Annotated in this window: 24 protein-coding genes and 1 pseudogene; 14 read left to right on the forward strand and 11 right to left on the reverse strand. The window is 68.5% G+C overall.

From position 1 onward, the window contains the following. Positions 1-124: 124 nt before the first annotated feature. Together AC3EDY_RS05835 and AC3EDY_RS05840 are read left to right on the forward strand one after the other, a co-directional pair. On the forward strand, positions 125-709 hold the full coding sequence (locus AC3EDY_RS05835; RefSeq protein ID WP_488571523.1) for a toxin-activating lysine-acyltransferase: 585 nt from the start codon (positions 125-127) through the stop codon (positions 707-709). 371 nt (positions 710-1,080) lie between these two features. Then, positions 1,081-1,593 (forward strand): thermonuclease family protein, encoded by a 513-nt coding sequence (locus AC3EDY_RS05840; RefSeq protein WP_488571524.1) that lies wholly within the window; start codon positions 1,081-1,083, stop codon positions 1,591-1,593. 319 nt (positions 1,594-1,912) lie between these two features. Here AC3EDY_RS05840 and AC3EDY_RS05845 read toward each other — a convergent pair whose 3' ends face one another. From AC3EDY_RS05845 to AC3EDY_RS05875, 7 genes are all read right to left on the reverse strand, one after another. After that, on the reverse strand, positions 1,913-3,655 hold the full coding sequence (locus AC3EDY_RS05845) for an asparagine synthase-related protein (RefSeq protein ID WP_488571525.1): 1,743 nt from the start codon (positions 3,653-3,655) through the stop codon (positions 1,913-1,915). Continuing rightward, positions 3,652-4,368: a lasso peptide biosynthesis B2 protein gene (locus tag AC3EDY_RS05850; RefSeq protein WP_488571526.1), complete on the reverse strand. Its 717-nt coding sequence runs from the start codon at positions 4,366-4,368 to the stop codon at positions 3,652-3,654. Before AC3EDY_RS05850 ends, AC3EDY_RS05845 begins: the two co-directional genes overlap by 4 nt. A gap of 12 nt (positions 4,369-4,380) precedes the next feature. After that, the gene (locus AC3EDY_RS05855; protein ID WP_488571527.1) at positions 4,381-4,500 is read right to left on the reverse strand and encodes a benenodin family lasso peptide; all 120 of its coding nucleotides are present in this window, start codon (positions 4,498-4,500) and stop codon (positions 4,381-4,383) included. Between the two features lie 113 nt (positions 4,501-4,613). Further along, positions 4,614-5,222 (reverse strand): GntR family transcriptional regulator, encoded by a 609-nt coding sequence (locus AC3EDY_RS05860; RefSeq protein WP_488571528.1) that lies wholly within the window; start codon positions 5,220-5,222, stop codon positions 4,614-4,616. After that, positions 5,219-6,097 (reverse strand): phytanoyl-CoA dioxygenase family protein, encoded by an 879-nt coding sequence (locus AC3EDY_RS05865; RefSeq protein ID WP_488571529.1) that lies wholly within the window; start codon positions 6,095-6,097, stop codon positions 5,219-5,221. The genes AC3EDY_RS05860 and AC3EDY_RS05865 overlap by 4 nt, the downstream gene beginning before the upstream one ends. Before the next feature lie 17 nt (positions 6,098-6,114). Then, entirely contained in the window at positions 6,115-6,732 is a 618-nt protein-coding gene (locus AC3EDY_RS05870; protein WP_488571530.1) for an acyl-homoserine-lactone synthase, read from the reverse strand. Between the two features lie 57 nt (positions 6,733-6,789). After that, the gene (locus AC3EDY_RS05875) at positions 6,790-7,548 is read right to left on the reverse strand and encodes a LuxR family transcriptional regulator (RefSeq protein WP_488571531.1); all 759 of its coding nucleotides are present in this window, start codon (positions 7,546-7,548) and stop codon (positions 6,790-6,792) included. A gap of 221 nt (positions 7,549-7,769) precedes the next feature. Between AC3EDY_RS05875 and AC3EDY_RS05880 the strand changes: the two genes are divergently transcribed. The 5 genes from AC3EDY_RS05880 (at position 7,770) to AC3EDY_RS05900 (ending at position 12,738) form a co-directional block, all read left to right on the forward strand. Beyond that, positions 7,770-7,952: a transcriptional regulator domain-containing protein gene (locus AC3EDY_RS05880; RefSeq protein ID WP_488571532.1), complete on the forward strand. Its 183-nt coding sequence runs from the start codon at positions 7,770-7,772 to the stop codon at positions 7,950-7,952. A 142-nt stretch (positions 7,953-8,094) separates the two neighbouring features. Continuing rightward, positions 8,095-8,574 carry a DUF2285 domain-containing protein gene (locus tag AC3EDY_RS05885; RefSeq protein ID WP_488571533.1) on the forward strand — a complete coding sequence of 160 codons (480 nt, stop codon included), beginning with the start codon at positions 8,095-8,097 and terminating at the stop codon, positions 8,572-8,574. A 658-nt stretch (positions 8,575-9,232) separates the two neighbouring features. After that, entirely contained in the window at positions 9,233-10,336 is a 1,104-nt protein-coding gene (locus AC3EDY_RS05890) for an ArdC family protein (RefSeq protein ID WP_488571534.1), read from the forward strand. Continuing rightward, positions 10,333-10,749 carry a DUF2958 domain-containing protein gene (locus AC3EDY_RS05895; RefSeq protein ID WP_488571535.1) on the forward strand — a complete coding sequence of 139 codons (417 nt, stop codon included), beginning with the start codon at positions 10,333-10,335 and terminating at the stop codon, positions 10,747-10,749. Before AC3EDY_RS05890 ends, AC3EDY_RS05895 begins: the two co-directional genes overlap by 4 nt. A gap of 108 nt (positions 10,750-10,857) precedes the next feature. Further along, positions 10,858-12,738: a ParB/RepB/Spo0J family partition protein gene (locus AC3EDY_RS05900; protein ID WP_488571566.1), complete on the forward strand. Its 1,881-nt coding sequence runs from the start codon at positions 10,858-10,860 to the stop codon at positions 12,736-12,738. A 662-nt stretch (positions 12,739-13,400) separates the two neighbouring features. Here AC3EDY_RS05900 and AC3EDY_RS05905 read toward each other — a convergent pair. Then, positions 13,401-13,595, reverse strand: a complete 195-nt coding sequence (locus AC3EDY_RS05905) for a hypothetical protein (RefSeq protein WP_488571536.1) — start codon at positions 13,593-13,595, stop codon at positions 13,401-13,403. A gap of 482 nt (positions 13,596-14,077) precedes the next feature. Between AC3EDY_RS05905 and AC3EDY_RS05910 the strand changes: the two genes are divergently transcribed. From AC3EDY_RS05910 to rlxS, 6 genes are all read left to right on the forward strand, one after another. After that, the gene (locus AC3EDY_RS05910) at positions 14,078-14,398 is read left to right on the forward strand and encodes a DUF736 domain-containing protein (RefSeq protein ID WP_488571537.1); all 321 of its coding nucleotides are present in this window, start codon (positions 14,078-14,080) and stop codon (positions 14,396-14,398) included. A gap of 178 nt (positions 14,399-14,576) precedes the next feature. After that, positions 14,577-14,813, forward strand: a complete 237-nt coding sequence (locus AC3EDY_RS05915) for a helix-turn-helix transcriptional regulator (RefSeq protein WP_488571538.1) — start codon at positions 14,577-14,579, stop codon at positions 14,811-14,813. After that, positions 14,806-15,402: a conjugative transfer signal peptidase TraF gene (traF, locus tag AC3EDY_RS05920; protein ID WP_488571539.1), complete on the forward strand. Its 597-nt coding sequence runs from the start codon at positions 14,806-14,808 to the stop codon at positions 15,400-15,402. The genes AC3EDY_RS05915 and traF overlap by 8 nt, the downstream gene beginning before the upstream one ends. Further along, positions 15,390-16,037 carry a lytic transglycosylase domain-containing protein gene (locus AC3EDY_RS05925; protein ID WP_488571540.1) on the forward strand — a complete coding sequence of 216 codons (648 nt, stop codon included), beginning with the start codon at positions 15,390-15,392 and terminating at the stop codon, positions 16,035-16,037. The genes traF and AC3EDY_RS05925 overlap by 13 nt, the downstream gene beginning before the upstream one ends. 323 nt (positions 16,038-16,360) lie before the next feature. Further along, positions 16,361-16,720 (forward strand): hypothetical protein, encoded by a 360-nt coding sequence (locus AC3EDY_RS05930; RefSeq protein WP_488571541.1) that lies wholly within the window; start codon positions 16,361-16,363, stop codon positions 16,718-16,720. Positions 16,721-17,078: 358 nt separating this feature from the next. After that, a complete protein-coding gene (rlxS, locus tag AC3EDY_RS05935; RefSeq protein ID WP_488571542.1) occupies positions 17,079-19,061 on the forward strand; it encodes a relaxase/mobilization nuclease RlxS in 1,983 nt (660 codons plus the stop codon). A gap of 78 nt (positions 19,062-19,139) precedes the next feature. Here the strand turns inward: rlxS and AC3EDY_RS05940 are convergent, their stop codons facing one another. Next, complete coding sequence (locus AC3EDY_RS05940) at positions 19,140-20,393, reverse strand: alpha/beta hydrolase family protein (RefSeq protein WP_488571543.1); 1,254 nt, start codon at positions 20,391-20,393, stop codon at positions 19,140-19,142. Between AC3EDY_RS05940 and AC3EDY_RS05945 the strand changes: the two genes are divergently transcribed. Beyond that, entirely contained in the window at positions 20,364-21,116 is a 753-nt protein-coding gene (locus AC3EDY_RS05945; RefSeq protein ID WP_488571544.1) for a LytTR family DNA-binding domain-containing protein, read from the forward strand. The genes AC3EDY_RS05940 and AC3EDY_RS05945 overlap by 30 nt on opposite strands. A gap of 1,243 nt (positions 21,117-22,359) precedes the next feature. On the opposite strand, the gene AC3EDY_RS05950 is transcribed toward AC3EDY_RS05945, so the two are convergent. Together AC3EDY_RS05950 and AC3EDY_RS05955 are read right to left on the reverse strand one after the other, a co-directional pair. Beyond that, positions 22,360-22,677, reverse strand: a complete 318-nt coding sequence (locus AC3EDY_RS05950; protein WP_488571545.1) for a DUF6968 family protein — start codon at positions 22,675-22,677, stop codon at positions 22,360-22,362. Positions 22,678-22,884: 207 nt separating this feature from the next. Then, positions 22,885-22,989, reverse strand: a pseudogene (locus AC3EDY_RS05955) (IS630 family transposase); the annotation flags it as partial.

Raw genomic sequence — 22,989 nt, forward strand, 5'->3', positions numbered from 1 at the left:
TCAGCACGTGGCAGGCAGCCGAAACTGCCATGTGTTTTGTCTCTGGTTGCAGATAGGCCGCGTTGCTACCATCGGCTGCAGTCACGATCCCGATCAACGACGATAGAAAGATTCGAAAAAATCCATGAATAGGAAGGTTGACGAAAAGAGGGCGGTCCCGACCGGCAAGAACGGTAAGGTGAACGGCAAGACGTCCTCTGCCGCAGCAGGAGACGCCAACGCAGCACCGACGGTCAGCCATTTTCTTGGTGAAATGACCTGGCTTTTGAGCCATTCTCCGTTGCACAAGGTCCTCGCCATCGGCGATCTGGAATGGCTGATCATGCCGGCCCTTATCCATCAGCAATTCTATTTGTTCCGCGACGGGCAGCAACCTGTCGGCCTTGCCATGTGGGCGAAATGCAACGAGGCGGCTGCCCGCAAACTCGACGCTGGGATGCTCGATCCGCAAAACCGCCTGACCCTCGAAGAATGGACCAGCGGCGACCGCATCTGGCTGGTCGATCTGATTGCGCCGTTCGCCAACGCGGAAAACAGGCAGCGCGAAATCATGATAGCCGATCTGGTCTCCGGACCGCTGAGAGGCAAGGCGTTCCACTTTCACCAAACCGATCCTCAGACCGGGAAGCGCACGGTGCAAACCGTCGCAGCCGATGCAGGCGATAAATTGAGGCAAGCGATCGAAGCAGCAGTAGCCGATCGGGGCTAAAGCTGGCTGCCGTCTATAAATCGTGTTGTGCCTACATAGGTCAAGGGCTTCGTCTGCCCATCCCGAGACGTCGAATGGCAGTGTTGCGTCGCACTTGCGCTGCGGCCCGGGCGTGGGCATCGGCCAGTCCCATGATCAGCATGGAGCGCAGCTTGCGGACTTGGCCGGGCAGGTCCGGTGCTAAGGCAAGTTCGTCGCGGCCGATGGGGCCCGTGCGGCTGATGATGCCTGGCATGGCACTGGCGTGCGCTGTGCAGGCTCCAACCAGCGCTCATCCAGACGGGCCGCGAAACCGCTTTACATCGCGGGCGGTACCAAGCCCGTTGCAGGATCGTTTGCTCCCCAAGCTTCTTGCGCCCAGCCTCTCGGTCATGAAAGACAAGCAGATGCGCCGCCACCGCCCCATCCGTCTTCAACACCGCAAGCGCCGCCGGCAGCCGCCCCGAAGACGTTCGGGCTTTCCTTGGGGCACTGCCCGACTGGTGGCATTGGGACTGGCCTTCACCGGCTTTGCGGGCGCTTCTGGCTGGCATTGGCTGACGGCCGGAAAGGGAAGCGCAGGTCAGTTCGCCTGTTCCTCGGTCCGGGTCATTGATGGCGATACGTTCGATTGTGACGGGAGCAGGATCAGGTTGCAGGGGATCGATGCTCCGGAGCTCGCGGGACATTGTCGCCCTGGCCGCCGGTGTGCGCCCGGTGACGGAATAGCCAGCACCGAGAGCCTGAAGCGGCTGGTCGACTGGAATGCCGTACGGTGCCAGCCGGTCGACACCGATGCCTATGGCCGGACCGTTGCGCGCTGCACCGCCGGCGGAAAAGACCTGTCATGCGCTCAACTCGACGCAAGACAGGCAATCCGACGTTACGGGATAATCGCCTGCTAGCCTGCTTTGGCGGATGTACTTGGCGCTCCGCCCAGCGCGCATCAAAGGAGAGGGCATTGTATCGGCCGGGAGCGCCAGTTCGCTAGCGAGATCGCAATATCCACGGAGCCCGAATTTTATCTGCATAACACCGGCGACCTCATGGAGGGGCGTGTGTGCCGGCAAAACCCCAGCTTCGCTCGCCTTCACATAATATGGAAAAGGTAGCGGTCATCTGACGCTCGGCATGGTCGGAGATCGGTCAGCCACGGCAGCGGATTGACGTCTTGAACGCGGGCAGTACCGAACAAGCCCGACATCGCCGAACGGCAGTGCTATTTCAATCTCGTGTTGCGGCCCAAGCCTCGGCATCGACCAGTTCCATGATCCGCACGAAGCGCAGGTCGCGGACCGGGCCGGGCTGATTTAACGCCGACGAAAGCGCGTCGCGATCGAGCAGGCCCAGGGAGGCCAGGCGGCCGCCGAGCAGCATGTCGCGGATGGCCTGTCGGTGCCGGTCGAAGAGCGTCGCGACGAAGCCGGTCGGGGTGCCTTTCGACCGGCGTGCGACGATCGCATCAGGCAAATCGGCCGCAAAGGCGCGGCGTGCGATCGCCCGGTCCTGGCCCGGTGCGAGCCAGTGCCAGCTCGGGACTTGCAGGCAGGCCTCGACCACCGGTTGCGAGACCAGCGGCGAGATCGCGCGGTGCGGGGCCTGCGCGTTCACCGCTTCCACCAGGTTCTCGGCGGGGACCAGCAGGGCAACGTGGCTGGCCCGGCCGGGCAGCATCCCGGGCGGTGGCGTGAACCAGGGATGAGGGGGCGCGTCCTCGACGATCGGTCGTGCCGCGGCGGACAGAAAGGCGACCGCTGGGAGCTGGCGCGGCGCGGGCGCGCGCAGCCAGGCGCGGTGCAGGGCCCGCCAGGCCAAGGCCCAGGTTCCCGCCTGTGCCAGGTCGCCCAGCGTCCGCGATGCCTCCCGGAACCGCCGGTCGAAACCGCCCGTGACCAGACAATCGGCGAGGATCGCGACAGTGCGCGCGGCAAAGAAGACATTGTCGCCACCGCCGCCGTCGAAAATCGCCGAGGCGCGGGCTTGCGCAGCGGTTTCGGCGGCGATCGCATCCTGGGCCTGGGTAAAGCCGCGATGTGCGGGATAGGGCATATGCGCCGCGCCCGAGCGGCGGATATCGACACGCGCCGCGTCGAACGTCCGGCAGAGCAGGCCGATACCGGTCGCGCGGGCCGCCAAAGCCGCGTAGTGCCGTTCATCGCTCGCCGCGTCGTCGCCAACGAGGTTGAGGCCGATCACTTCGGTATCCGTGGCCTGCAGGCTTGCTGCGACGATCGCCGAATCCAGTCCTCCCGACAGCAGCAGGATCGCGCGCTCATGCTCTGTGGCGCGGGCGCGCACGGCAAGCGCGATCGCACTGCGCACCACGCGCGCCGCTTCCCCGGGGTCATCGATCCCCCTGTCCCGGGCGACGAGAGGCCAAGGCGACCACAGGGTGTGGCGCTCTATCCCTTCCGCCGCGACGAGCAGGCGATCGCCGCCGCGCAGTTCGGCAAGGCCGGCAAGGCAGGTCTCGCTGCGCCGCCATTCGGGATAGGCGATATGGCGGGCGAGCGCTGCCGGGTCGATCGCGAAACGGCAGCCGAGATCGGCAAGCAGCGCCAGATCGGAAGCGACCAGGAGGACGCCTTCGTGCCGGGCAACATAGCATCCCAGATCGCCGAACGGTGCCCGCACGATCGCCGTGCCCCGCTCGCTGGTCACGAACGCGACATAGCCGCCCCAGTAGCGGTCGATCAGCGTCTGTCCGCGCGAACCGGCGATCGCTGCCCACGCCGCCTCGCTAAGGGCGGTTTCCGGCCGCGTACTGCCGCGATCGAACAGCGGGCCGATGACCGCATGACCGGCGCGGTGCGCGATCCGGTGCCGGTGGTCGCTCCACAGCAGCAGGCGATCGCTATCGACCAGCAGCGGGAGGGGGCCGACCGCCCGGCGCGCGAGGGCAATCCGCTCCGGTGGAAGTGGCGTATCCGTGATCGCCAGCATCGCGACAAAGCGGCGGCCGGTCACAGGACGAGAATCGGCGTGAACGTCCGCACCATGTCGACGCGGTCGTTGACCAGCCTGCCCTGGTGCTGGACCCAGCAATGCGCCGCGAACGGTCCGAGCTGGACGCCAAGGACGATGTCGGGCGAAATCCCCTCGGCGATCATCCGCGACGCCACCGCCAGCGACTGCCCCAGGCAATTGTCGCGCTGGCTGGCAATGCGCGCCGCCGCGGCAAAACCGGCCATGATCCGTTTCACCTGGTCCTGCTCCATCGCCGCGCGAGGCCGCATCCGGGCCTTGCGGGCAGACAGCCACGAGAGCGTCCGCCCCAGCCCATGGCCGGTCAGGCGCAGGCGCACTGTCATAAGGCCGGACAAGGCGCGCGCCGTCGCCGCGACACCCGCGGCGGGAAGGCTGCGGTCGAGAACGCTCGCCTGCGGCACGGCGAGAGCCGGGCAGGGGCGGGGCCTGGCTACGTCGGGCGAGGGGATCAGCAGGCCGCGCGCCACCAGCCCCGCGATGTGGCCGTCGCGCGGCGGTGGCACGCCGCCGTCGACCAGCGCCATGACGCTGCATTCGGCCGCGCGGGACAGGCAGAAGTACCGATCGGCAACAACGTCGAGGAAAACGATCCGGTCGCCGACGCGGCAAAAGGAAATGCCGCCACGAAAGGTGAAGCCCATGATCCCCGCTCCGTGCATCGGCGCGCGACCCTTGGGATCGCGCGCCGACACGGTCCGTCGGTGTCAGTCCTCGACCATGCCGAACGGCTGCTGGCCGTTCTTGGCATCGATGACGAGGCCCGCGCCGCCCTTGGTCTCGACGCTGGCGGTGCCGAGTTCGATCACGTCTTCTTCGCGTTCCATGATGCACTCCTTCGTCCTGCTGCAACATGCAGCCCAGGCAGACTAGGGAGCGTTGCCGGCTATCCGAACTTTATACGGATTCTATATGCATTTTGTCTGGCGGCGCGCCCGGCTCAATCGGCGCGGTAGACCGCGCGCACGATATCGGCGGCGGCCTTGCGGCGGCGGCGATGGTAGCGGCGGGAGAGGCGCTTGAGGCTGTCGCGCGCGCCGTCCATCGCCGTGTCCCGCAGCGCGTCCAGTTCGCCGGCCATGCCTGCGAGCACCTGGGATTCGACGGTTCGCACGGCATGGAGGCGGGCGTTGAGCCGGTCGACGGCAAAGGCATGCTCGCGATTGGCCGAACCGCGGGCGATCGCGAGAAATATGGCGGCGGCATGCTCGGCCAAGGTCGCCCCGGCGGGTAGATTGTCAAAGCCGGATAGCGCAACGGGACGCCGCCAGGCGCGGATCGCCAGTTCGAGCAGTTCCGCCGACCAGTCGTAGAGATCCTCAAGGCCCGGTTCGTCGAGCGGTGGGAGATGGAAACCCCCCGCGGCCCGGGTTTCCACCAGTCCCTCGCCGGTCAGCCGGTGGAGCGCATCGCGCACCGGCGTGACGCTGGCGGCCAGCGGCGCGGCCAGCATGGCCGGGTCGAGCCGGTCGCCGGGCCGGAACGCCCGGCGCATGATCCGCGCGCGCAAGGCCTGGTGGACGCGCTCGGCGGTCGCGCCGGCATTCACGGCGCGTTCCGCTGCTCTTGCACGTAAGTCTCGACCAGGGCCTGCTGGTCCGCACGCAGGGCATCGATCGCCCCGAGCGGCTGGTCCGCGCGTCCGTCGAGCAGCACCGAAGGGCATTGCCCTTCGAAATTGCCGAGATTGGGGCGATGCTGGCGATAGCCGACCAGCGCCGCCAGCTCCGGGGGGAACGTGCGCGCAATCTCGGGCGGATAGGCGAGCCACTGGTTCTCGTAGGGCTTGAGCCAGCCCAGCGCGTAGCCGATCACGATCCCCCGCCGCACGTCGCGCGTGCGGTTCGCCCCGGCGCCGTGCAGGGTCGAGCCCAGGAACAGCAGTGCCGCGCCCGGCTGCATTGTCGCGGCCAGCGGACCATTGCCGGGATCGGCCAGGGCATGGGCGCCATGGCTCCCGGGCCAGACCCGCGTGGCGCCGTTATCGGCGGTGAACGGGGTAAGCGGCCACATCACGTTGACGAGATATTCGATCGCGCCCACCGGGCCACGCCACATGTCCTGGTCGCGGTGCGGCAGTTGCGCCGGCGCGCCGGGATGGACGGCGATCGCCTGGGTGGTGTTGAGCTGGAGGCATTCGCACCAGGGTGCCAGCACGGTCTCGGCAATGCCCAGCACCACGCGGTGCTGGACCAGGGCCGCCGCGCCCGGGGCCCGCTTGAGCAGGCGGCCGAACCGCTTGGTCTCGCGGCCGTAGAAGCCGCCCTCGCCGAACGGCGTCGCCGCGAAATCGTCCGCCAGTTGCGCATCGAGTGCTTCGATCTGTGCCCGGGGCAAGGCCTCGGGCAGGATGCACCAGCCCTGGTCGAGCAGAGTGCGCGCGCCGCGCGCGACCGCGCCGGCAATGTCGAGATCGTCGGTCATGGCCAGTCCCTGCTGCTTCAGGCCGCGATGGGCCGGCCGATCCCGCTGTCCGCGGCCGCGCGGATGCCGGCGGCGGCAAGCAGGGCGGGGGTGTCGGGGGTGATGTCGATGCGCAGCGCGGCAAGCGTCGCGCCGCTGGCGACCTGCGGCAGCCCAAGCGGCTGGCAGCGCCAGCCAAACGCCAGGATCTGCTGGTACCAGCCCATTTCGGCGATCGCGCTATAGGCGACGATGCCATGGGCCAGGGCATGATCGACCAGTGCGGTCACCAGCGTGTCGCGCGCCGCGCGGCGCGCGGCGGCGCGCAGCCGGCGATCGAGGCAGAAGCGGGTGATCTCGAAGATATCCGCCGCGCGCGGCGGCGGCGCGGCGCACAGTCCCGGATAGAGGCTGTCGAGAATGTGCGGGCGCATGGTCGGCAGCAGGCGCGCCGAACCCAGGTGCGATCCATCGGCTTCGGCAAGGATCAGATAGGTCGCGTGGAGATCGTCGAACTGGTCGACCTCGTAGCGCCCGTCGCGGACCGGAACGTCCCATTTGAGCAGGTCGACGAAAACCGACTTGCGCGCCGCGAACATCGCGCGCAGCGCGGCATCGGACGCGGACGGCGGGGCGGATTGCACGATATGCAGCATGGCTCTTGCTCCCTTGGCCGTGGTCGGCCCAGGGTCGGCGAGATGCCGGTTGCCGCGCTATCCCCGAAAAGGGTCATAGCGGCGGCGGAAGAGATCGGCGAAGGTGATCGTTCCGTCGAACAGCGTCCGGGTCACCAGCAATGTCCGCTTGTTCACGCCGTAGCGCTCGCAGGCCTGCTTGATATGCCGGGCGACCGTCTCTTCGCTGATCCCCAGGATACGGCCGATCTCCCAGTCGCCCTTGCCGCGGGCGACCCACAGGACGCAATCGCGCTGGCGGTCGGTCAGGGCGATGGCACGCCCGGGCGGACGCCGCCCGCGGCCTGTCCACAGCCGGCGCGCCGCTTCGAACGCGAAATTGCCGGCCAGTTGCGCCAGCGGCAGCATGGCGCCCGGCAGCGGCTGCCCCGCCGCGCAGGCGAACGAGCACGAGCCGCAGGCTTCGCCCGGCACATGGGCCGGAACGGTAAAGCCGTTGCCGATGCCCTGGGCGCGGCCGAGCGCCAGAATCCGCAGATCGCCAGGGGTGAGGGCGATCATCGATGCCATCTGCGACCAGGAAAAGCCGATGCTGGTGACGTGGCTGGCACGGTGCACCGGATCGCTGACCCCCAGCGCATGGGCGTCGTAGTAGTCCGCCCAGCGCTGCGGGTAGTTGTGCAGCCGGATCGCTTCGTCTCCCGCCGCGGCCAGATCGCCATGATGGCTGAGCGCGAAATACTGGAAGCCAAGCTCCACGCTGATCGCGGCCATGGCCGCCGCCAGGGCGTCGGCGCTCTCGACCGTTTCGACGAGCCGCGCAAGCTGCTCGGCCATGCCCGAAAGCGGCATCTGGTCCTGTCGCGACCGTCGGCGGGGTCTCGTGGCGCCCGGAACCCGGCAATCGCCCTTTCTTCCTCCTGCGGGCCAGGCGGCGGGGCCTCAAGCCACCGCCTGGCAAGGTCTGTCATCGCACTGCCATATCATCTCGCGGTGGCGCGCAGAAGCGCGCTTGTCCGCGCTCGGCGCAGGGTCGCGGCGGTGACGAGCCTGGGCCGATGACCGCGTTCCGGGCGTGGCGCGACGGCACGGCCTATGCCCGCCTGCGCGGTGTCGATCGCGCCGGGCTGATGTGGGAATGGCTCCGGCGCGACGCGCACTACATTGCCTGGCACGCGAGGGCGAGCCGGGTGACCCGCGGCCCCGCCGATTCGCGCGCGTGGGGGCTGCACTTTCGCTGAAGATCCGGCCCGGTCGGCACCCGAGGCGCGGCTGCTTTGGCATGCCGATCTCGATCCCGCCACGCTCAGCGCCGCGGCGATCCCGAGCGATCCCGCCGACCCGGAATGCTTCGACCTGCAGCGGGTCGCGCCCTGGCTGACCGTGGTCACCGATCCGGACGGACGTGACCATGCCGTCCTTTCCGATGGATGCCACCATATCCGGCTCGACGTCGCGCAGGGACGCCTGGCCGGCGCGACGATGGTCCATTTCCATTATCGCCTCCATGGCCTGGGCAAGGCCGAAGCGGCGATCCTGCCGCTGCGCCGCCTGCTCCATCTCTATCGCCATGGCCGGTTCGGGCGCTCGCTGTTCCCGCGCGATCCCTGGATCGAACGCGGCATCGCGTTGCTGCGCGTCCACGATGCGCTCGACGATGGCGCGAGCCAGCGCGACATCGCGCGCGCCCTGTTCGGCGCGCAACGCGTGGCGGAAGACTGGAACGACCGCTCGGATTCGCTGCGTTCGCGCATCCGCCGGCTGGTGCGCGAGGCGCGGGCCCTGGCGCAAGGCGGCTATCGCGAGCTGCTGCGGCGCGATGCAAAGAATCCCATGGCCGATCGGAACGTTACCGCTCGCTAGCGTCCGTAGCCGGCCTTGCCAGCAGATGCCGGCGTCCCGGATCGCCGCGCGGTAGCCCCGCACCGGAAATGGCGACCTGGAGCGCGGGATCATGGTTACGGCCGGCTTGCGCCGGCCGCGTGGCGCAGGACGTCTGCAGCGCGCCGATCCATCGTCGGTGGTCCGCGCGCCAGGACACGGTGCCGCATGAGTGGAGCCTGAAGGGTCGACCGTCCTACCCGGCCTGTGCGCCCCGCGCCGGTGGCGCGGCCGCGCTCTACGGCGACAAGCCCTGGCTTCTCGCCGCCGCGCCCCGGCATCCGGGTCTCGGCCTGGCGGTAACGATCGCTGGCGCGCGCGGACGGGCCAGCCCGCCCGCGATGCGGTCGCCGCGCGGCGCGCGGCGGCGCTGCAGGTGGCCTCTCCCGGTCAAGCGCGGGTGGGCGGCGCGCCCTGCTAGGCCCGTCCGCGTCCCCGGCAAGCCGGCCCTCGGCTGCGCTCGGGACCGGCTCCTCCACCTCCGTTGCGGCCCTGCGCCACCCCGCCGCGCTGGCGCGACGGGGACCCCGGCTGGGGTGCCGACGCCGCTCCAGCCGGGCCTTTCCGGTCGCGTCTGCCGCCCACCCCCGCTTTTCGGGGAGGCCATGGTGGTTTTTCGGGCGGGTTGCGGAGGTAAGCGATGCGTGTTTCGACAGGCCATGGCCCGGCCGGCAAGCGTGGCAAGGCCCGCGCCGGCCGCGGGCACAGCCCGGCCAGGGCCCCGCTGGCAGGCGAGAAGAGCGAGGAGAGCGAAAACAGCGGGGCGGCCCGCGCGAATCTCTATGAAGCGGTGACGGCGCGGATCATCGGCGAGCTCGAAGCCGGCCGCTTCCCCTGGGTCCAGCCATGGGGCCGGCCCGACAGCCAGGGCCTGGCGCCGGCGCCCGGCCTGCCGCGCAACGCGCTGACCGGCCGGCGCTATTCGGGCGTCAATGTCCTGATCCTGTGGGGCGCGGTGATCGCGCATGGCTTTCCCTCGCAGGGATGGCTGACTTTCAAACAGGCGCTGGAGGCGGGTGGCTGCGTCCGCAAGGGCGAGCGCGGCACCACGGTCGTCTATGCCGATCGCTTCACCCCCGAAGCCGAGAAGGCCCGCGCCCACGACGCGGGCGGCGAGGCGCGCGCCATCCCGTTTCTCAAGCGCTTTACCGTGTTCAACGTCGCGCAGTGCGAAGGGCTGCGCGCCGGGCTCTCGCCCGAACCCGCGCCCTTGCCCGAACGCGAGATCGTGCCCGTCGCCGAACAGGTCATCGCCGCATCCGGCATCGATTTCCGCATCGGGGGTAACCGCGCCTTCTATGTGCCCGCGCAGGATTATGTGCAGGTGCCGCCGCAACCGGCCTTCTTCGAGCAGATCAATTACTACCGGACTTGCCTGCACGAGTTGACCCACGCCACCGGCCACGCCGCGCGGCTGGGGCGCAAGCTCACCAATACGTTCGGCTCGAAGGACTATGCCCGCGAGGAGTTGATTGCCGAGATGGGTTCGGCCTTTCTCTGCGCCGCGCTGGGCATCGTCCCGACCGTGCGCCATGCCGATTACCTTGGCAGTTGGCTCGACGTGCTGCGCGCCGACAACCGCGCGATCTTCCGCGCCGCCAGCGCCGCGAGCAAGGCCGCCGACTGGCTGCTGGCTAAGCACGCCGCCGCGCAGGCCGAGGCCATCCAGGGTGACGCTTTCGGCGATGAACCGCTCCATGAAGGCACGCCCGCTGATCAAGCTGGCGAGCGGAGGGCGGCATGATCCTGCTCACCCCCGCGCTCCGGGCCGCGCTGCGTGCGAACGCCGTCCGCGCGGCCGAACCCGATCACGATCCCGCGCCGGTCGTCAAATTGTTTTCGCCCCTCGGCGCGGCGACATGGCTGGCGATCGCGCTGGGCCATGATGGCGACACCCTGTTCGGGCTGGCCGACCTCGGCTTGGGCTGTCCCGAACTTGGTTGTTTCAGCCTGTCCGAACTGGCGAACATCCGCCTGTCGTTCGGCCTCGGCATCGAGCGCGACATCGGCTTTGCGACCAGCACCAGCCTGTCGGTCTGGGCCGACACCGCGCGCCGCACCGGTTCGATCCGCGAGGCCCAGGCGATCATCCGCCGCGGCGAAGCCGCGCCGGTCCCCAAGCTTCCGGCCGATCCCGACGCGGGGAGCGGCGGATGACGCGCGGCGCGGTACGCCGCTTTTCGCAAAGCCGGTCCGCCCGCCTGAAAGCGCGACGGACCGGTGCGGGAGCCAAGTGACTCCCCAACCCCCACCAGGAGCAGACCTATGAAACTCGCATTCATCCCCCTCGACAAGCTGGTCGTGAGCAAGGCCAACATGCGCCACGGCAGGAAAGCCCCGGACGTCTCCGACCTCCTCCCGACCGTGCGCCGCCGCGGCGTCATCCAGCCGGTCATCGTCCGTCCCGATGGCGCGGCCCCCGACGTCGATGAGGGCGGCTATGAAATCGTCGCCGGCCGCCGCCGCTTCCATGCCGCGCAGATCGTTGCCGCGGAACGGCGCGCGGTGGGCGACATCGCACCCGAACACCAGGATTCCATGCTCCCCTGCGCGATCCTCGACGACGGCGACGACGCCGCCGCCATCGAGGCGTCGATGATCGAGAACATGGCGCGGCTCGACCCCGACGAGGTGACGCAATGGGAAAATTTCACCCGCCTCGTCCGCGAGGGCCGCAAGGTGGAGGACATCGCCGCGACTTTCGGACTGCCCGACCTCACCGTCAAACGGGTGCTGGCGCTCGGTAACCTGCTCCCCGCCATCCGCGACCTCTATCGCAAGGAACGGATCGACGCGGCGACCGTGCGCCATCTGACGATGGCGTCCAAGAGCCAGCAAAAGGCATGGCTGGCGCTCGCCGACGACGAGAATGCCTATCTGCCGACCGGCCACCAGTTGAAATCATGGCTGTTCGGCGGGCCGTCGATCCCGGTGAAACATGCGCTGTTCGACGTGGAGGCGAGCGGGCTGGCGACCGTGGCCGACCTGTTCGGCGAGGACCGTTATGTCGCCGATGCCGATGCCTTCTGGACGGCGCAGAATGCCGAAATCGAGGCGCGCCGCGCGGCCTATGTCGAACAGGGCTGGGCCGACGCGATCGTCGTGCCGCCGTCCGATCATTTCTCGACATGGGAATATGAGAAGGCGGGCAAGCGCAAGGGCGGGCGCGTCTATATCGACGTGCGCGCCACCGGCGAGGTTATCGTTCACGAAGGCTATGTCTCCGGCAAGGAGGCCCGCCGGATCGCCAAGGCCGAGGGATCGGAGAACGGCACCGGGACCGGCCAGAAAGCGGCGCGGCCCGAGGTGACATCGACGATGCAGACCTATGTCGACCTGCATCGCCATGCCGCCGTCCGCGCCGCGCTGACCGGCCATCCGGCCATCGCGCTGCGCCTGATGGTCGCCCATGCCATCGGCGGCTCGCACCTCTGGCGCGTCACGCCCGAGCCGCAATCGACGCGCAACGAGGAAGTCCGCGACAGCCTCGACAACAGCAAGGCCGAGGCGGAGTTCGACACGCGTCGCCGCGCGGTCCTGGCGGTTCTCGGCTTCTCGCCCGAGGCACCGACCGTGACCGGCGGCGCTGTCGATAATGCGGGCGACGACCTTGGCGTCGTCGGCATCTTCGAGCGGCTGCTCGACCTTCCCGATGCCGTGGTGTTGGAGGTCGTCGCTATCGTCATGGGCGAAACCTTGGCGTCGGGCAGTGCCGCCGTCGAGGCGGTGGGTCTGGCGATCGGCGTCGATATGGCCCGCTACTGGCAGGCCGACGACGCCTTTTTCGCGGCGCTCCGCGACCGCGACGTGCTGACCCGCATCGTCGCGGATGTGGCGGGCGAAACCGTCGCCAGCGCCAACGCGGGCGAGAAGACCGCGACCTTGAAGCGCATCGTTCGCGATCATCTCGACGGCACCAACGGGCGCGCGCTGTGCGAGGACTGGGTGCCGCGCTGGATGGCGTTTCCGCCCGCCGCCTATACGGCGCGCGGCGGGGTCGGCACGGTCGCGGCCCATGCCAAGGCGCAGGCAGCGCGTCAGAGCGAGCGGCGCTGCCCCAGCGCGGACGTGCCCGATCAGACCGCGCCGGGCGCGGTGATCGCCCAGCCCGATCCCGATGACGCGGCCGATCGTCGCGCCGCCTGATCCCTTGCGGGCGGCGGCAGGACCGCCGCCCGCATTCCTTGCATCCGCGAAAATGCCGCCGCGCGCCCTCGCCCTGGTGGGCTCGGGCGCGCGGGAAGGGAGATGACCATGGCCGGACTGCGTATCCGCGCGCATCCCTGCCAGCGGCACGCTGCCACGATCCCTGCCGCGCGTTCGCTGCTCTTGTGCCGGCAGAAGCACGGGTCTCCGCATGGACGGCCAAATCTTTCCGCTTGCGATAGTCCGCGAGCGTGTGCCGCGCGCGCATCGCGCAGGACAAGGCCCCTGGGTCGGTTCGCGCGCGTCGAAAGCCGGCGCGCCCCGCATGGCCTGCCCTTCGCGCGCCCTGATCGGGCGCCCCTTCCGGCCACTGGGCGCCGCGCGTGCCGGTTCATCAGTGCGGCCGGGGCGTGGCCGGGGCATGGCCACGCCTGGTCCTCGTCGGCGTGCGCTCAGGGGCCCGTCGGGCTTGCGCTGCCAGCGCGGCACCCGCGCGACCCCGCAACCCGTTCGGACCCGGCGTCGCGACCGGCCGGCGCCACCCGCGCACCCCCTTGCGATGCGCGCGGCACCCAACCCGCGGGATGGCGACAGCGCGGTTGGGCGACAGTCCGGCCGCCGCGTCGGATCTGGGTGCGCCGTCGCGGCCCGGCCGGACGCGATCACGGCGCCGCGTCCGGCTCGTCCCGCCCGGGTTCCGGCGGCTTCGGTCCCGGCCATGCGGGCGCCAGGCCGCTCTCCAGCCGGACGGTTTTGCACTCGTTGGCGTCGCCGACACGCCCTTGATCCGGCGGTGCGGCTGCGACCGGCAGGCGTGCGGCGCCGCGCGCCGGCAGGCGGATGGCGATCATCGCCATCGGGCTCGCCCTTCCGCCTTGCGCAGCGGACCGGGAACCCGATCCGTCGTCATCGGCCGGACCGGCGGCAATGCCGGCAGCGCCGCCGTGCCTGCATGTCGGGCGCGATCGGCTGGCGCGGTGATGCGTCCGTACTGTCCGGGAACACTCCATGGCATGGGCCAGACTGGCATTGTCATCGTTCTCAAGGCCGTGCCCCGCACCGTTTCCGGCTCCGCGGGCGCATGACCTGGGACGGCCGCGACCCTTGCGAAACCATCGCCGTGCGGCTTATTTCCCCGCCCGCGCTCACCCCCCGCGGCAGGCCGCGCGGGGACCCCGAGCTTGCGGGCTCCTCGCGGTCGCTGCGCTTGCAAATAAGCCTTGGGCTCCGGTCCTCCGCTGCCGCTCCGGCCTGCCGGTTCGTAGGCCCGCTATGACCGTCCCCTTGGTCCGCCCATCGCCCGGAAACGGTTCGGGGCGACTTTTGAAGGAGACGAACAATGCCAGCCATCGGTCATGTCACCCGCAACGGAGAAGGCTTCAAGGGCCAGCTCAAGACGCTCTCGATCCGCACCGACATCGAGATCATTCCCAACACCCGCAAGTCCGGCGACAGCCAGCCCGACTATCGCGTGTCCGCGGCCGGCGTCGAGGTCGGGGCCGGCTGGGTCCGGCGCGGCGAAATGTCCGGCCGCGACTATGTATCGCTGTCACTCGCCGCCCCCGAATTCGGCCCGCGCCGCCTCTACGCCAATCTCGGCCGCGCCGCCGGGCAGGACGACGACGATGCTTTCGTGATCATCTGGAACCCCGCCGATTGAGCAAGCCGCCCCGCGTCCGCCAAGGGCGCGGGGCACCGCCATCGGCGCGAAACGCCGGTGCCGATGGGAGGGGCGCAATTGCAGGGGTCGATCTGCGACCCTGCCGAAGACGGCCGGAACGATCCAATCCGCGCTCATCAGCCGGCGCACCCCGCACCGGCGCCGCTGGACTGGATTCATGGACGACACCGCGATCACGATCGGGACCCGGGCGCAGGCCGCGCGCGAAGCCTGCCCGTTCCTCACCGCCAAGCAGGCGGCCTTTCATCTCGGCCTTGCCTACTCGACGCTCAAGCGCCTGCGCCAGACGGGACGCGGGCCGAAATGCCGCCGGCATGGCCGCACCTGGCGCTATCATATCGACGATATCGAGGCGTGGTCCGCGGCCCGCGCGCAGGGCGGCGACCATGGCTGAGCCGCCGCCCCGGGACCGCCCGCTGCCGCTGTTCGCCTGGTTCGAGGTCCGGCGCGCGGAACGCCTGCGCCTTCGCGCACGCCGCTTGCGGCGGCTTCGCCGCGCCGCTTGGCTCGGCGGCGGCATCGTCTGCCTCGGTCTCACCATCGCGCTGCCACCGCGGCCCCGGCTGGTCTGGAACGCGAGCGCGAGCGCGCCGATCGGCCTCTATGCCGTATCGCCCGGCGCGCCGCTCCGGCGCGGCGACATGGTCGTCGCCTGGCCCCCGGGCGCCGCCCGGCAATTGGCCGCGCGCCGCCGCTATCTGCCCGACAATGTGCCGCTGGTAAAGCGCGTCGCCGGCCTCGGCGGCGACACGATCTGCGCGATCGGTCGCAGCGTGACCGTGGACGGCAAGCCGGTCGCGGTGCGCCGCGCGGCCGATGCGCTAGGCCGTCCACTGCCGGCATGGCAGGGCTGCGTCCGGCTGGCCCCAGGCATGGTCTTCCTGCTCATGACCAGCACCCCGGACTCGTTCGACGGACGCTATTTCGGGCCGACACGGGCGCAAGATATCATCGGCAGGGCGACCCCGCTGTGGCTGCGCTGAGGACGCTCGCGATCGCCGTCGCGTTGCTGGTCGCGCGCCCCGCCGCCGCCGATCCCGTCGATCGCTGGCGGGCCGAGATCGCTGCAGCGTCGGCGCGGTTCGGCCTGCCGGTGGCCTGGATCGAACGGGTGATACGCGCCGAAAGCGGTGGTCATACCATGCTTGGCGGGCGGCCGATCGTGAGCCGGGTGGGCGCGATGGGGCTGATGCAGCTGATGCCGGCAACCTGGAAGGCGATGCGCGCGGCGCACGACCTGGGCAGCGATCCCCATGACCCGCGCGACAATATCCTCGCCGGGACCGCTTACTTGCGCGCGATGTACGACCGCTTCGGCTATCCGGGGCTGTTCGCCGCCTACAACGCCGGCCCCGGGCGCTACGCCGCGCATCTCGCCTCCGGCCGCGCGCTGCCGGCGGAAACGCGCGCCTATCTCGCCACGGTCCTCGGCACGGCGAGGCCGGAGAGGCCAGCGGCGGCTTCCGCGACGCCTGGTTCGCCGCCTGGGCTGTTCGCGGTGCGCAAGCCTCCTGCGCCATCCATTCTGCCATCCGGCGCGCCATCCCTCGACCCGCTCTCCGCGCGTGGGCCGGAAGCCCCACCCGATCCGCTGTTCGCCATTCGCGCGCCCCGCTGAACGCCGCTGGGACGGCGGCGTTGCCGGGCCTTGGTGGCAAGGGCGGCGCGCTACGCGGGGGTGGGGAGGGGCGCGTCTCGGCAAGGCCCAGCATGACGGGTGGCAAAGCGGCTGTGCAAGGCCGGCGGCCCCGCCAATTTTGCCGCGCAAGCGAGGCTGCTGCGCAGCCGCGTCCTTTGGTTTTTTGGCGCGACAAAATCGGTTCCTCCGCCGCCGCTGCGCGGCGCTTCCGGCTACGCCTTCAGCGGCCCTGACAGCCGCTCCGCCACCCGTCCCCGGAGCTCTGTCCTCGATGCGGAGGACGTCAAGCGAAGGAGACGATCATGACCATGTTTCAACCCATTGATGCGGTGTCGGACCGCGTGGTGGCAAGGCTCGTCGCGGGCCTGGACATCGAATTCGGACCGGGTGCGGGCGAGGCGCTGGCCGCACGGTTCCTGGAGGCCGAGGAGAGCGATTTCGTGTGGGATGCGCGGGCTTGCGAGCGCTGGCTCGGGACCTATCATGCGCAGGGCGAAGGGGATGTCGAGCTCGATCAGATCGCGATCATCGGCCGCCTCGATGGCCGCTGGTTCGTCGCGGTGAGCATCGTCGATGGCGATGGAAACCCGCATGGATTGATCGGGCGGCGCGACTTCGCCAGCGGAAGCCAGGCACGCGCAGCATTCGCGGCCACGCACTGATCGCGGCATCGGAACGCCGGGGCGCCGGTGCCGGACGGGCATCGGCGTCCCGGCTTCCGTTGTCCGCTCCTGCCTTGGCGTTGGCGGCAGGGGCGGATTGGCGGACATGGCGGCAAACGGGGAGCGACGGCGGCTGGGCGGGGAAGGGCGGCGTAAGGCAAGATAAAGCTATGGCACTGCGTTTCCATAAGCCCTTGCCTGCACATCGTTTTCTTGCGGTTCTGATGGCACTGCGCGGTGGCGGGCAGTGCCATCGGCCACAAGACCCACGGCCTTCCGCGCCGCCGGGCGGCACCGGTTTCCTTTGCTGCCGGCCCGCGTCATGCTCGCCCCGCCAGGCATTCGGAAGGCAAGGACAATGGCCGACAACGACAGCTTCGAGCCGCGCCTCGGGCGCCAGCGCAGCCAGGGTGGCACGCCGTCCCGGCGCTATCTCGGCCGCGTGCTTGCCGCCGCCCATCTGGCACGGAGCGGAAGTACGAGCGGCGGGTCCGGCAAGGCACGTTTCTCGGGCAGCCGCAGCGGTCGCGGCGCGGGCATCGGACGCCTGCTCGCCAGCCGGAGCGGTCATGCCGGTGCGGGCCGCCGCGTCATCGTCAAGGCAAGCCTGGTCAAGCTCGCCGGCAAGGGCGCGTCGGCCGCTGCGGCGCATTTGCGTTATCTCCAGCGCGACGGGACCACGCGCCAGGGGACACGCGGTGCGCTCTACGGCCGCGACAGCGATGCGGTCGACGGCAAGACGTTCGGCGCGCGCGGGGCGGGCGATCGCCACCAGTTCCGCTTCATCGTTTCGCCCGAGGATGGCGACCAATATGACGACCTGAAACCCCTGACCCGGCGGCTGATGGCGCGCATGGAAGAGGATCTGGGCACGAAACTCGACTGGGTCGCGGTCGACCATTTCAACACCGGCCATCCGCATGTCCATATCGTCGTGCGCGGCAAGGACGAGCGTGGCGGCGACCTGGTCATCGCCCGCGACTATCTGACGACCGGCATTCGCGCGCGCGCCGGCGAACTCGTCGATCTCGATCTCGGGCCGCGCACGGCGCGCGACATCGCGCGGAGCCTGCGCGCCGAAGTCGAGCAGGAGCGGCTGACTTCGCTCGACCGGGCCTTGCTGCGGAGCGCGGACGCGGAACGGATTGTCTCGCGCCGCGCGCCCGATGCGTCCGACCAGGCCCTGCGCGCCGGCCGGCTCGCCAAGCTTGCCCGGCTTGGCCTTGCCGAACCGCTCGGTGCCGGTCGCTTCCGGCTGGCGCCCGGGCTTGCCGAGACGCTTACCCGCATCGGCGAGCGCGACGATATCATCCGCACCATGCAGCGTGCGCTGTCCAGCGCCTCGGTCGCGCGCGCGCCGGCCGAGCAGGCGATCTATGATCCGACCGCTGCGAACGCGCGTCCCCTCGTCGGGCGCGTGCTTGCGCGCGGGCTCGCCGACGAGCATGCCGACCGCCATTACCTCGTCGTCGATGGCACCGACGGGCGCAGCCACTATGTCGCGATCGGCAAGGCCGCCGAAGCCGATGCCATGCCTCGCGGCGCGATCGTGCGGATCGAGCCCGTCCGGCCCGCCATTCGCGAAGTCGATCGTACGATCGCCAGGATCGCTGCCGCCAATGGCGGGCGCTACGATATCGACGCGCACTTGCGCCACGATCCGGCCGCCACCGAGGCCTTTGCCGAGACGCATGTCCGGCGGCTCGAAGCCATGCGCCGGACCGGCGGGCTTGTCGCGCGCGAACCCTCGGGGCGCTGGATCGTGACGCCCGACCATCTCGAACGCGTCGCGGCCTACGAAGCGGCGCGGTTGCGCGACCGCCCCGTGGCGCTCGTCCTGCTGTCGGCGCAGCCGCTCGATCGGCTGGTCGCGGCCGAAGCCGCGACCTGGATTGACCGCGAGCTGGTGTCGGGCGCGCCCGAGCCCCTCCGCGATGCGGGGTTCGGCCACGATCTGCGCGAAGCCCAGGCGCGCCGCCGGCAATGGCTGGTGGCCCAGGGCTTTGCCGAGGAGACGGCAAGCGGCACGCGGTTCTCGAGCGGCATGATCGCCGCGCTCCAGCGGCGTGAACTGCTGCGCGTGGCCGGGCAGCTCTCCGAGGAGCTCGGGCTGCCGTTCCGGGAAGCCGGCGAGGGCGCCCGGATCGAGGGCCTCTACCGCCGGCCCGTCGAGCTCGTCAGCGGGCGCTTCGCTCTCATCGAGCGGAGCAGGGATTTTACGCTCGTGCCGTGGCGTCCGGTGCTGGAGAAGCAGGTGGGCAAATCGGTCTCGGGATTGATCCGCGGGGGCGGTATCAGCTGGTCGATCGGCCGCGGGCGGAGTGGGCCGGGGATTTCGTGAGCGGCAGAGGTGGATTGCTGGGCGCATGGTGGGACGAGAGCGCCACGGACGAGCGCGTCTTGGTCGAAGGTCGGCCCGTCAGAAACGGGGATAGGGCAATCCCATACCACGTAGCCGATCGCTGCTGGACCGCAACCGCCTGGCAACACCGGCGGTTCGGCCGTCGGCTTTGCCCGTCCAATGTCCTCCTAGCGCCTTTGTCAGAAAGCGGACAACCTCGGCGTTGAATCTGCGGTGGAAGGCCGTCCTATCGAAGCCGGGCTTGCTGCTGCATATTTCCGGCAGGGCGGACGGGGATGTGCAGGGCATGAGGAAATCGAAATGGCCCGCTTTGCGAACGGCATGAAATTCGGGCGCTTTGGGCAAGGCGCGGCGGACGGCATCGGCATAGTCGGGCGAGGGGAGGATCGCGTCCTCGTCGGCTCGCCATAATTGGATGGGCATGGTCAGGTTGGCCAGTCCCGCGCGATCAAAAGCAAATCCTAGCGCGGGCGCGGCGACCACCAGCGCCTTGATGCGCTGGTCGCCCTGCCACGACCAAGCCGGCTGGTCAGAACGCGGCTGGCCAGCCAGCAAGCGGCAATCAAACCATGCCGGATGATCGGCGCAGTGGCGTGGGATTGTCGAAAGATCCGGCTTACCGCCTGCCGCTGCCAGCACGGTGAAGCCCCCGGCGGAGAAGCCGAAAGCGCCAATGCGCTTCGCATCAACCGCCGCAGCGCCATCCCAGGTCGTGAGCATCATGTCGATCAGCGCAGAGAGTGCGCGGGGCCGGTCTTCAATCATGGTGGCACGGCTCTGGTCACGCCAGTTGTCCCCGGGATGCGTAAGGGCGGCCACGATGAACCCGGCCTTGGCCAGGGCAATCGCCGTATCCGCATGGCCGGAATAGACACCGCCCGTGCCATGCGAGATGACGACCAAGGCATGCTTCCCCGCCGGCAGGGCAGCACCGGGAATGACTTGTTGTGCGCTAATGCCCAGCGGCATGGCCACCGGTTGCCCTTGTGCGGGATACCATATGCCGACTTCGACGCCGTCAGGCATGATCAGATGCCCAAAACCGGCCTCGGGCGCGCTGACGAGCGGCAGCGACGCGCTCGTTGCCGCGGACGGGATGCTGGCGGCGCAAACGGTGGCAAGGACGAGATGCAAACGCATAAGACACGATCTCCTGTTCCATCTCGCCGCTCTTTCGGGCCTTAAAGAGAAAGAACAGGGCTGCTTCGTGAATGGGCGAATGGGTTCGCGGGCGGGCGAATGGTCTTCGCAAGCGCATCGTGCCACCGTATAAGTCTTGGCATGATCATCCGTCCGCCCGATGTTCTGCATGCCCTGGCCGGAACCACGCTGCTGGGCGTCCTGCTGGCAGCTCTGGGGCCGTTTGGAACCTATCTCAATGGCCCGTTGCCCTCCCGCCTCGCCTATTGGCTGGCAACTGCCTGGCTGGGATTGGCGATGTATGGTGCCGTGCTGCTGGGCGTTCAGTCGTGGGTGAAGAGTGCGCCATGGTGGCGGTGGGGCATGATCATTGCCGGCTCGTTGTTCGCCAGTCTCCCGGAAGCCTGGTTTTCGCGTAGGCTGGCCTTTGCGCTATGGCCGATGCTGCCCCAACAAGCGCTTTCGTTCTGGCCATGGTATGGGCAGACCGTGCTGGTGGGCGGCGCGTGGACGATCGGGGTGGCCCTGCTGCTCACCCGCGACCGGAAGAGCGACCTCATATCCGGCAGCACCGCTAGCGCGTCAACCGAGCAACCAGGTGAGGACTTGTCGCCGTTTTCCGGCGATGTTCTCGCCCTGCAAATGGAGGATCACTATATCCGAGTGCACCGGTCGGACGGGTCCCAATTGGTGTTGATGCCGTTGAGCCAGGGCATTGCGGCCCTCGGCAGAACGGAAGGGTTACGCACGCACAGATCATGGTGGGTTGCCCGCGCGGCAGTGGCGGAAGTGCAAGGCACACCGCGCGCGATGAAGCTGAGATTGCACAACGGGCTGGAGGCCCCCGTCGCCAGATCTGCCGTAACGTCGCTCAGGCAGGCTGGGTGGATATGATCGTCCGGATACCTATCGTACAGCGCGCCCTGACCAGTCGGCCGCCGGGAGATGACTGCGCTTCAAGGCGTTGGCGGCGGCGAAGCGCGCCCTCCGCTGGTTCGGAAATCTTAGCAATAGCTTGCGCGGCTTCACGAATGACCGGATTTGGCCAAATGAGACGCTCTGTAACGGGGTGCCGATCGGCCGCTTTGTCTCACGATACAGCGTTCCGCTTCCGGCAGCACGCGACCCAGATTAGGCCGTTCGTGATCATCGACAATAACGTCTGCATCCGCCGAAAGCTGCCAGGCGGTTTTCAGGATTCAGCCTCGACCCCGCTGAAGACTGCAACGGGGTGGGAAATGGACATCGTCACCTTGAAATGAACGGACATGCTTGGGTGGAAATGACAATCGAAGCCGCCCCCAAGATCAGCCAGGGTCCCAAAACCCACCGAACGGAAATGCGGTCGCCTGATCGAACCCTCGTGCGCCAAACGGCCGCTGAGGTTGAGAGAAATATAGCCGCGAGTAAGCCGAGGATAACAAGGTTGAAGCCGTTGAGGCCGCATTGCCACTCGCCCCAAGCCACAACGGTGAAGACTAACCCATAGACGGCAGAAAGGCCGCCAATCAGCAGGCAGAATATCGCGACAGATTTTCGCAGCATTGAAAGGGTTTAGCACATTGCGACAATTTTCGGAATGGCGTCGGTTGCTGAAGGGCGGCTTCCTAGCCAGCGCACGGCAAAATCCGCAGGTCCGCTTTCAGGCAGCTGCTCGATCCAATTTGCGGCCGCACCTGGTGGCGCGAAGCGGTCATTCGTTCGCTAAGCGAAAGCGCTCAGGATTCCCGAAAAACAGGCGAGACCGGCAACGAGGTGGGCAGCCGCCGCAACAGCAACGGCGCGGTAATTTTTTGTGGCTATCGCGCTGCCAATCAGTGTGCCGTACAGCGGAAACTGAGCCAGGCCCACGCCGATCCCAATTGGCCCAATGCTCCGTTCGAGCAACGTCAGAAGCATAGAAAACGGGAAAAGTGCGCGTGCAGCGACATAAGAGCCATGACCTGCTCCCCCTGACAAAACCGCAGCCACGATTGCCGCAAGCGCTACCAAAGTGCCAATTGCCGCTCCGCACCATCCCTCCCAGCGTATCAAGGGGGAACGATCCATCGGGACTATTTCATCGATATGGCGATGGTCCGCAAGTGGGCGAGTGCTGACTAGCTCGAGATGGTGGGAAGCGGACCTTCCGCCTACCTCAAAATCGGTTGTCTGAATCCCAATCTCTCAGGCCAGGTGTTGCTGGAAGTCCAAGGCTCTGATCATCAAGCCACTCGACGACGCGACCATCGACGTTCCGGGCGGCGAGTAGATCTGTATGGGCCAACACCATACCGAGCAGGAGAGCCTGAACTTCATCAACGCCTCCGGCTCTCTTGCTTTTCGTACCGTCCGGCCAGTCAATCTGAACTTTGCAGAAGAAGCTGCCAGCATCTTCTTCGGGTCTGTGAAAACGACACTCCGCCTGCTGCCCATCGATCATGAAAACTCGCCGAGCAATTACGTCATCGGTCATGCGCCTGCTTTCGCTCGATCAGCCAAACGGGTTCGGCTATGTCCGCAAGTGGGTGGGAGCCGCCGGTTCGCGCTGCACAGAATAACGGCCGCTTCGTCCCACGAAGCGGCGTTCCGTTTCCGGCAGGACGCGACCAGACCCGGTCATTCCGGTATGGTTCTGGGAGAACGTCAGCTGGAGACCCGCAAGAACTAGAGCAGATTCCGATCACTCTGGCTCATAACCTGCTGCGATAAAGTAATTTGTGCATTCGTGGGGTGTGAAGCGTGGCAGCGCATCGCGAATGGCATCCCAGAGTTCGGGGACAGTCCG

This window comes from Novosphingobium sp. DS6-6, from assembly GCF_057784975.1.

Excerpts from the sequence above, each read along its gene's own strand:
- AC3EDY_RS05835 (WP_488571523.1), top strand. The coding sequence starts at position 125 with ATGAATAGGAAGGTTGACGAAAAGAGGGCGGTCCCGACCGGCAAGAAC.
- AC3EDY_RS05840 (WP_488571524.1), top strand. The coding sequence starts at position 1,081 with ATGAAAGACAAGCAGATGCGCCGCCACCGCCCCATCCGTCTTCAACAC.
- AC3EDY_RS05855 (WP_488571527.1), bottom strand. The coding sequence starts at position 4,500 with ATGGAACGCGAAGAAGACGTGATCGAACTCGGCACCGCCAGCGTCGAG.
- AC3EDY_RS05865 (WP_488571529.1), bottom strand. The coding sequence starts at position 6,097 with ATGACCGACGATCTCGACATTGCCGGCGCGGTCGCGCGCGGCGCGCGC.
- AC3EDY_RS05870 (WP_488571530.1), bottom strand. The coding sequence starts at position 6,732 with ATGCTGCATATCGTGCAATCCGCCCCGCCGTCCGCGTCCGATGCCGCG.
- AC3EDY_RS05875 (WP_488571531.1), bottom strand. The coding sequence starts at position 7,548 with ATGGCCGAGCAGCTTGCGCGGCTCGTCGAAACGGTCGAGAGCGCCGAC.
- AC3EDY_RS05880 (WP_488571532.1), top strand. The coding sequence starts at position 7,770 with ATGACCGCGTTCCGGGCGTGGCGCGACGGCACGGCCTATGCCCGCCTG.
- AC3EDY_RS05890 (WP_488571534.1), top strand. The coding sequence starts at position 9,233 with ATGCGTGTTTCGACAGGCCATGGCCCGGCCGGCAAGCGTGGCAAGGCC.
- AC3EDY_RS05895 (WP_488571535.1), top strand. The coding sequence starts at position 10,333 with ATGATCCTGCTCACCCCCGCGCTCCGGGCCGCGCTGCGTGCGAACGCC.
- AC3EDY_RS05900 (WP_488571566.1), top strand. The coding sequence starts at position 10,858 with ATGAAACTCGCATTCATCCCCCTCGACAAGCTGGTCGTGAGCAAGGCC.
- AC3EDY_RS05905 (WP_488571536.1), bottom strand. The coding sequence starts at position 13,595 with ATGGCGATGATCGCCATCCGCCTGCCGGCGCGCGGCGCCGCACGCCTG.
- AC3EDY_RS05910 (WP_488571537.1), top strand. The coding sequence starts at position 14,078 with ATGCCAGCCATCGGTCATGTCACCCGCAACGGAGAAGGCTTCAAGGGC.
- AC3EDY_RS05915 (WP_488571538.1), top strand. The coding sequence starts at position 14,577 with ATGGACGACACCGCGATCACGATCGGGACCCGGGCGCAGGCCGCGCGC.
- traF (WP_488571539.1), top strand. The coding sequence starts at position 14,806 with ATGGCTGAGCCGCCGCCCCGGGACCGCCCGCTGCCGCTGTTCGCCTGG.
- AC3EDY_RS05930 (WP_488571541.1), top strand. The coding sequence starts at position 16,361 with ATGACCATGTTTCAACCCATTGATGCGGTGTCGGACCGCGTGGTGGCA.
- rlxS (WP_488571542.1), top strand. The coding sequence starts at position 17,079 with ATGGCCGACAACGACAGCTTCGAGCCGCGCCTCGGGCGCCAGCGCAGC.
- AC3EDY_RS05945 (WP_488571544.1), top strand. The coding sequence starts at position 20,364 with ATGATCATCCGTCCGCCCGATGTTCTGCATGCCCTGGCCGGAACCACG.
- AC3EDY_RS05940 (WP_488571543.1), bottom strand. The coding sequence starts at position 20,393 with ATGCAGAACATCGGGCGGACGGATGATCATGCCAAGACTTATACGGTG.
- AC3EDY_RS05950 (WP_488571545.1), bottom strand. The coding sequence starts at position 22,677 with ATGACCGATGACGTAATTGCTCGGCGAGTTTTCATGATCGATGGGCAG.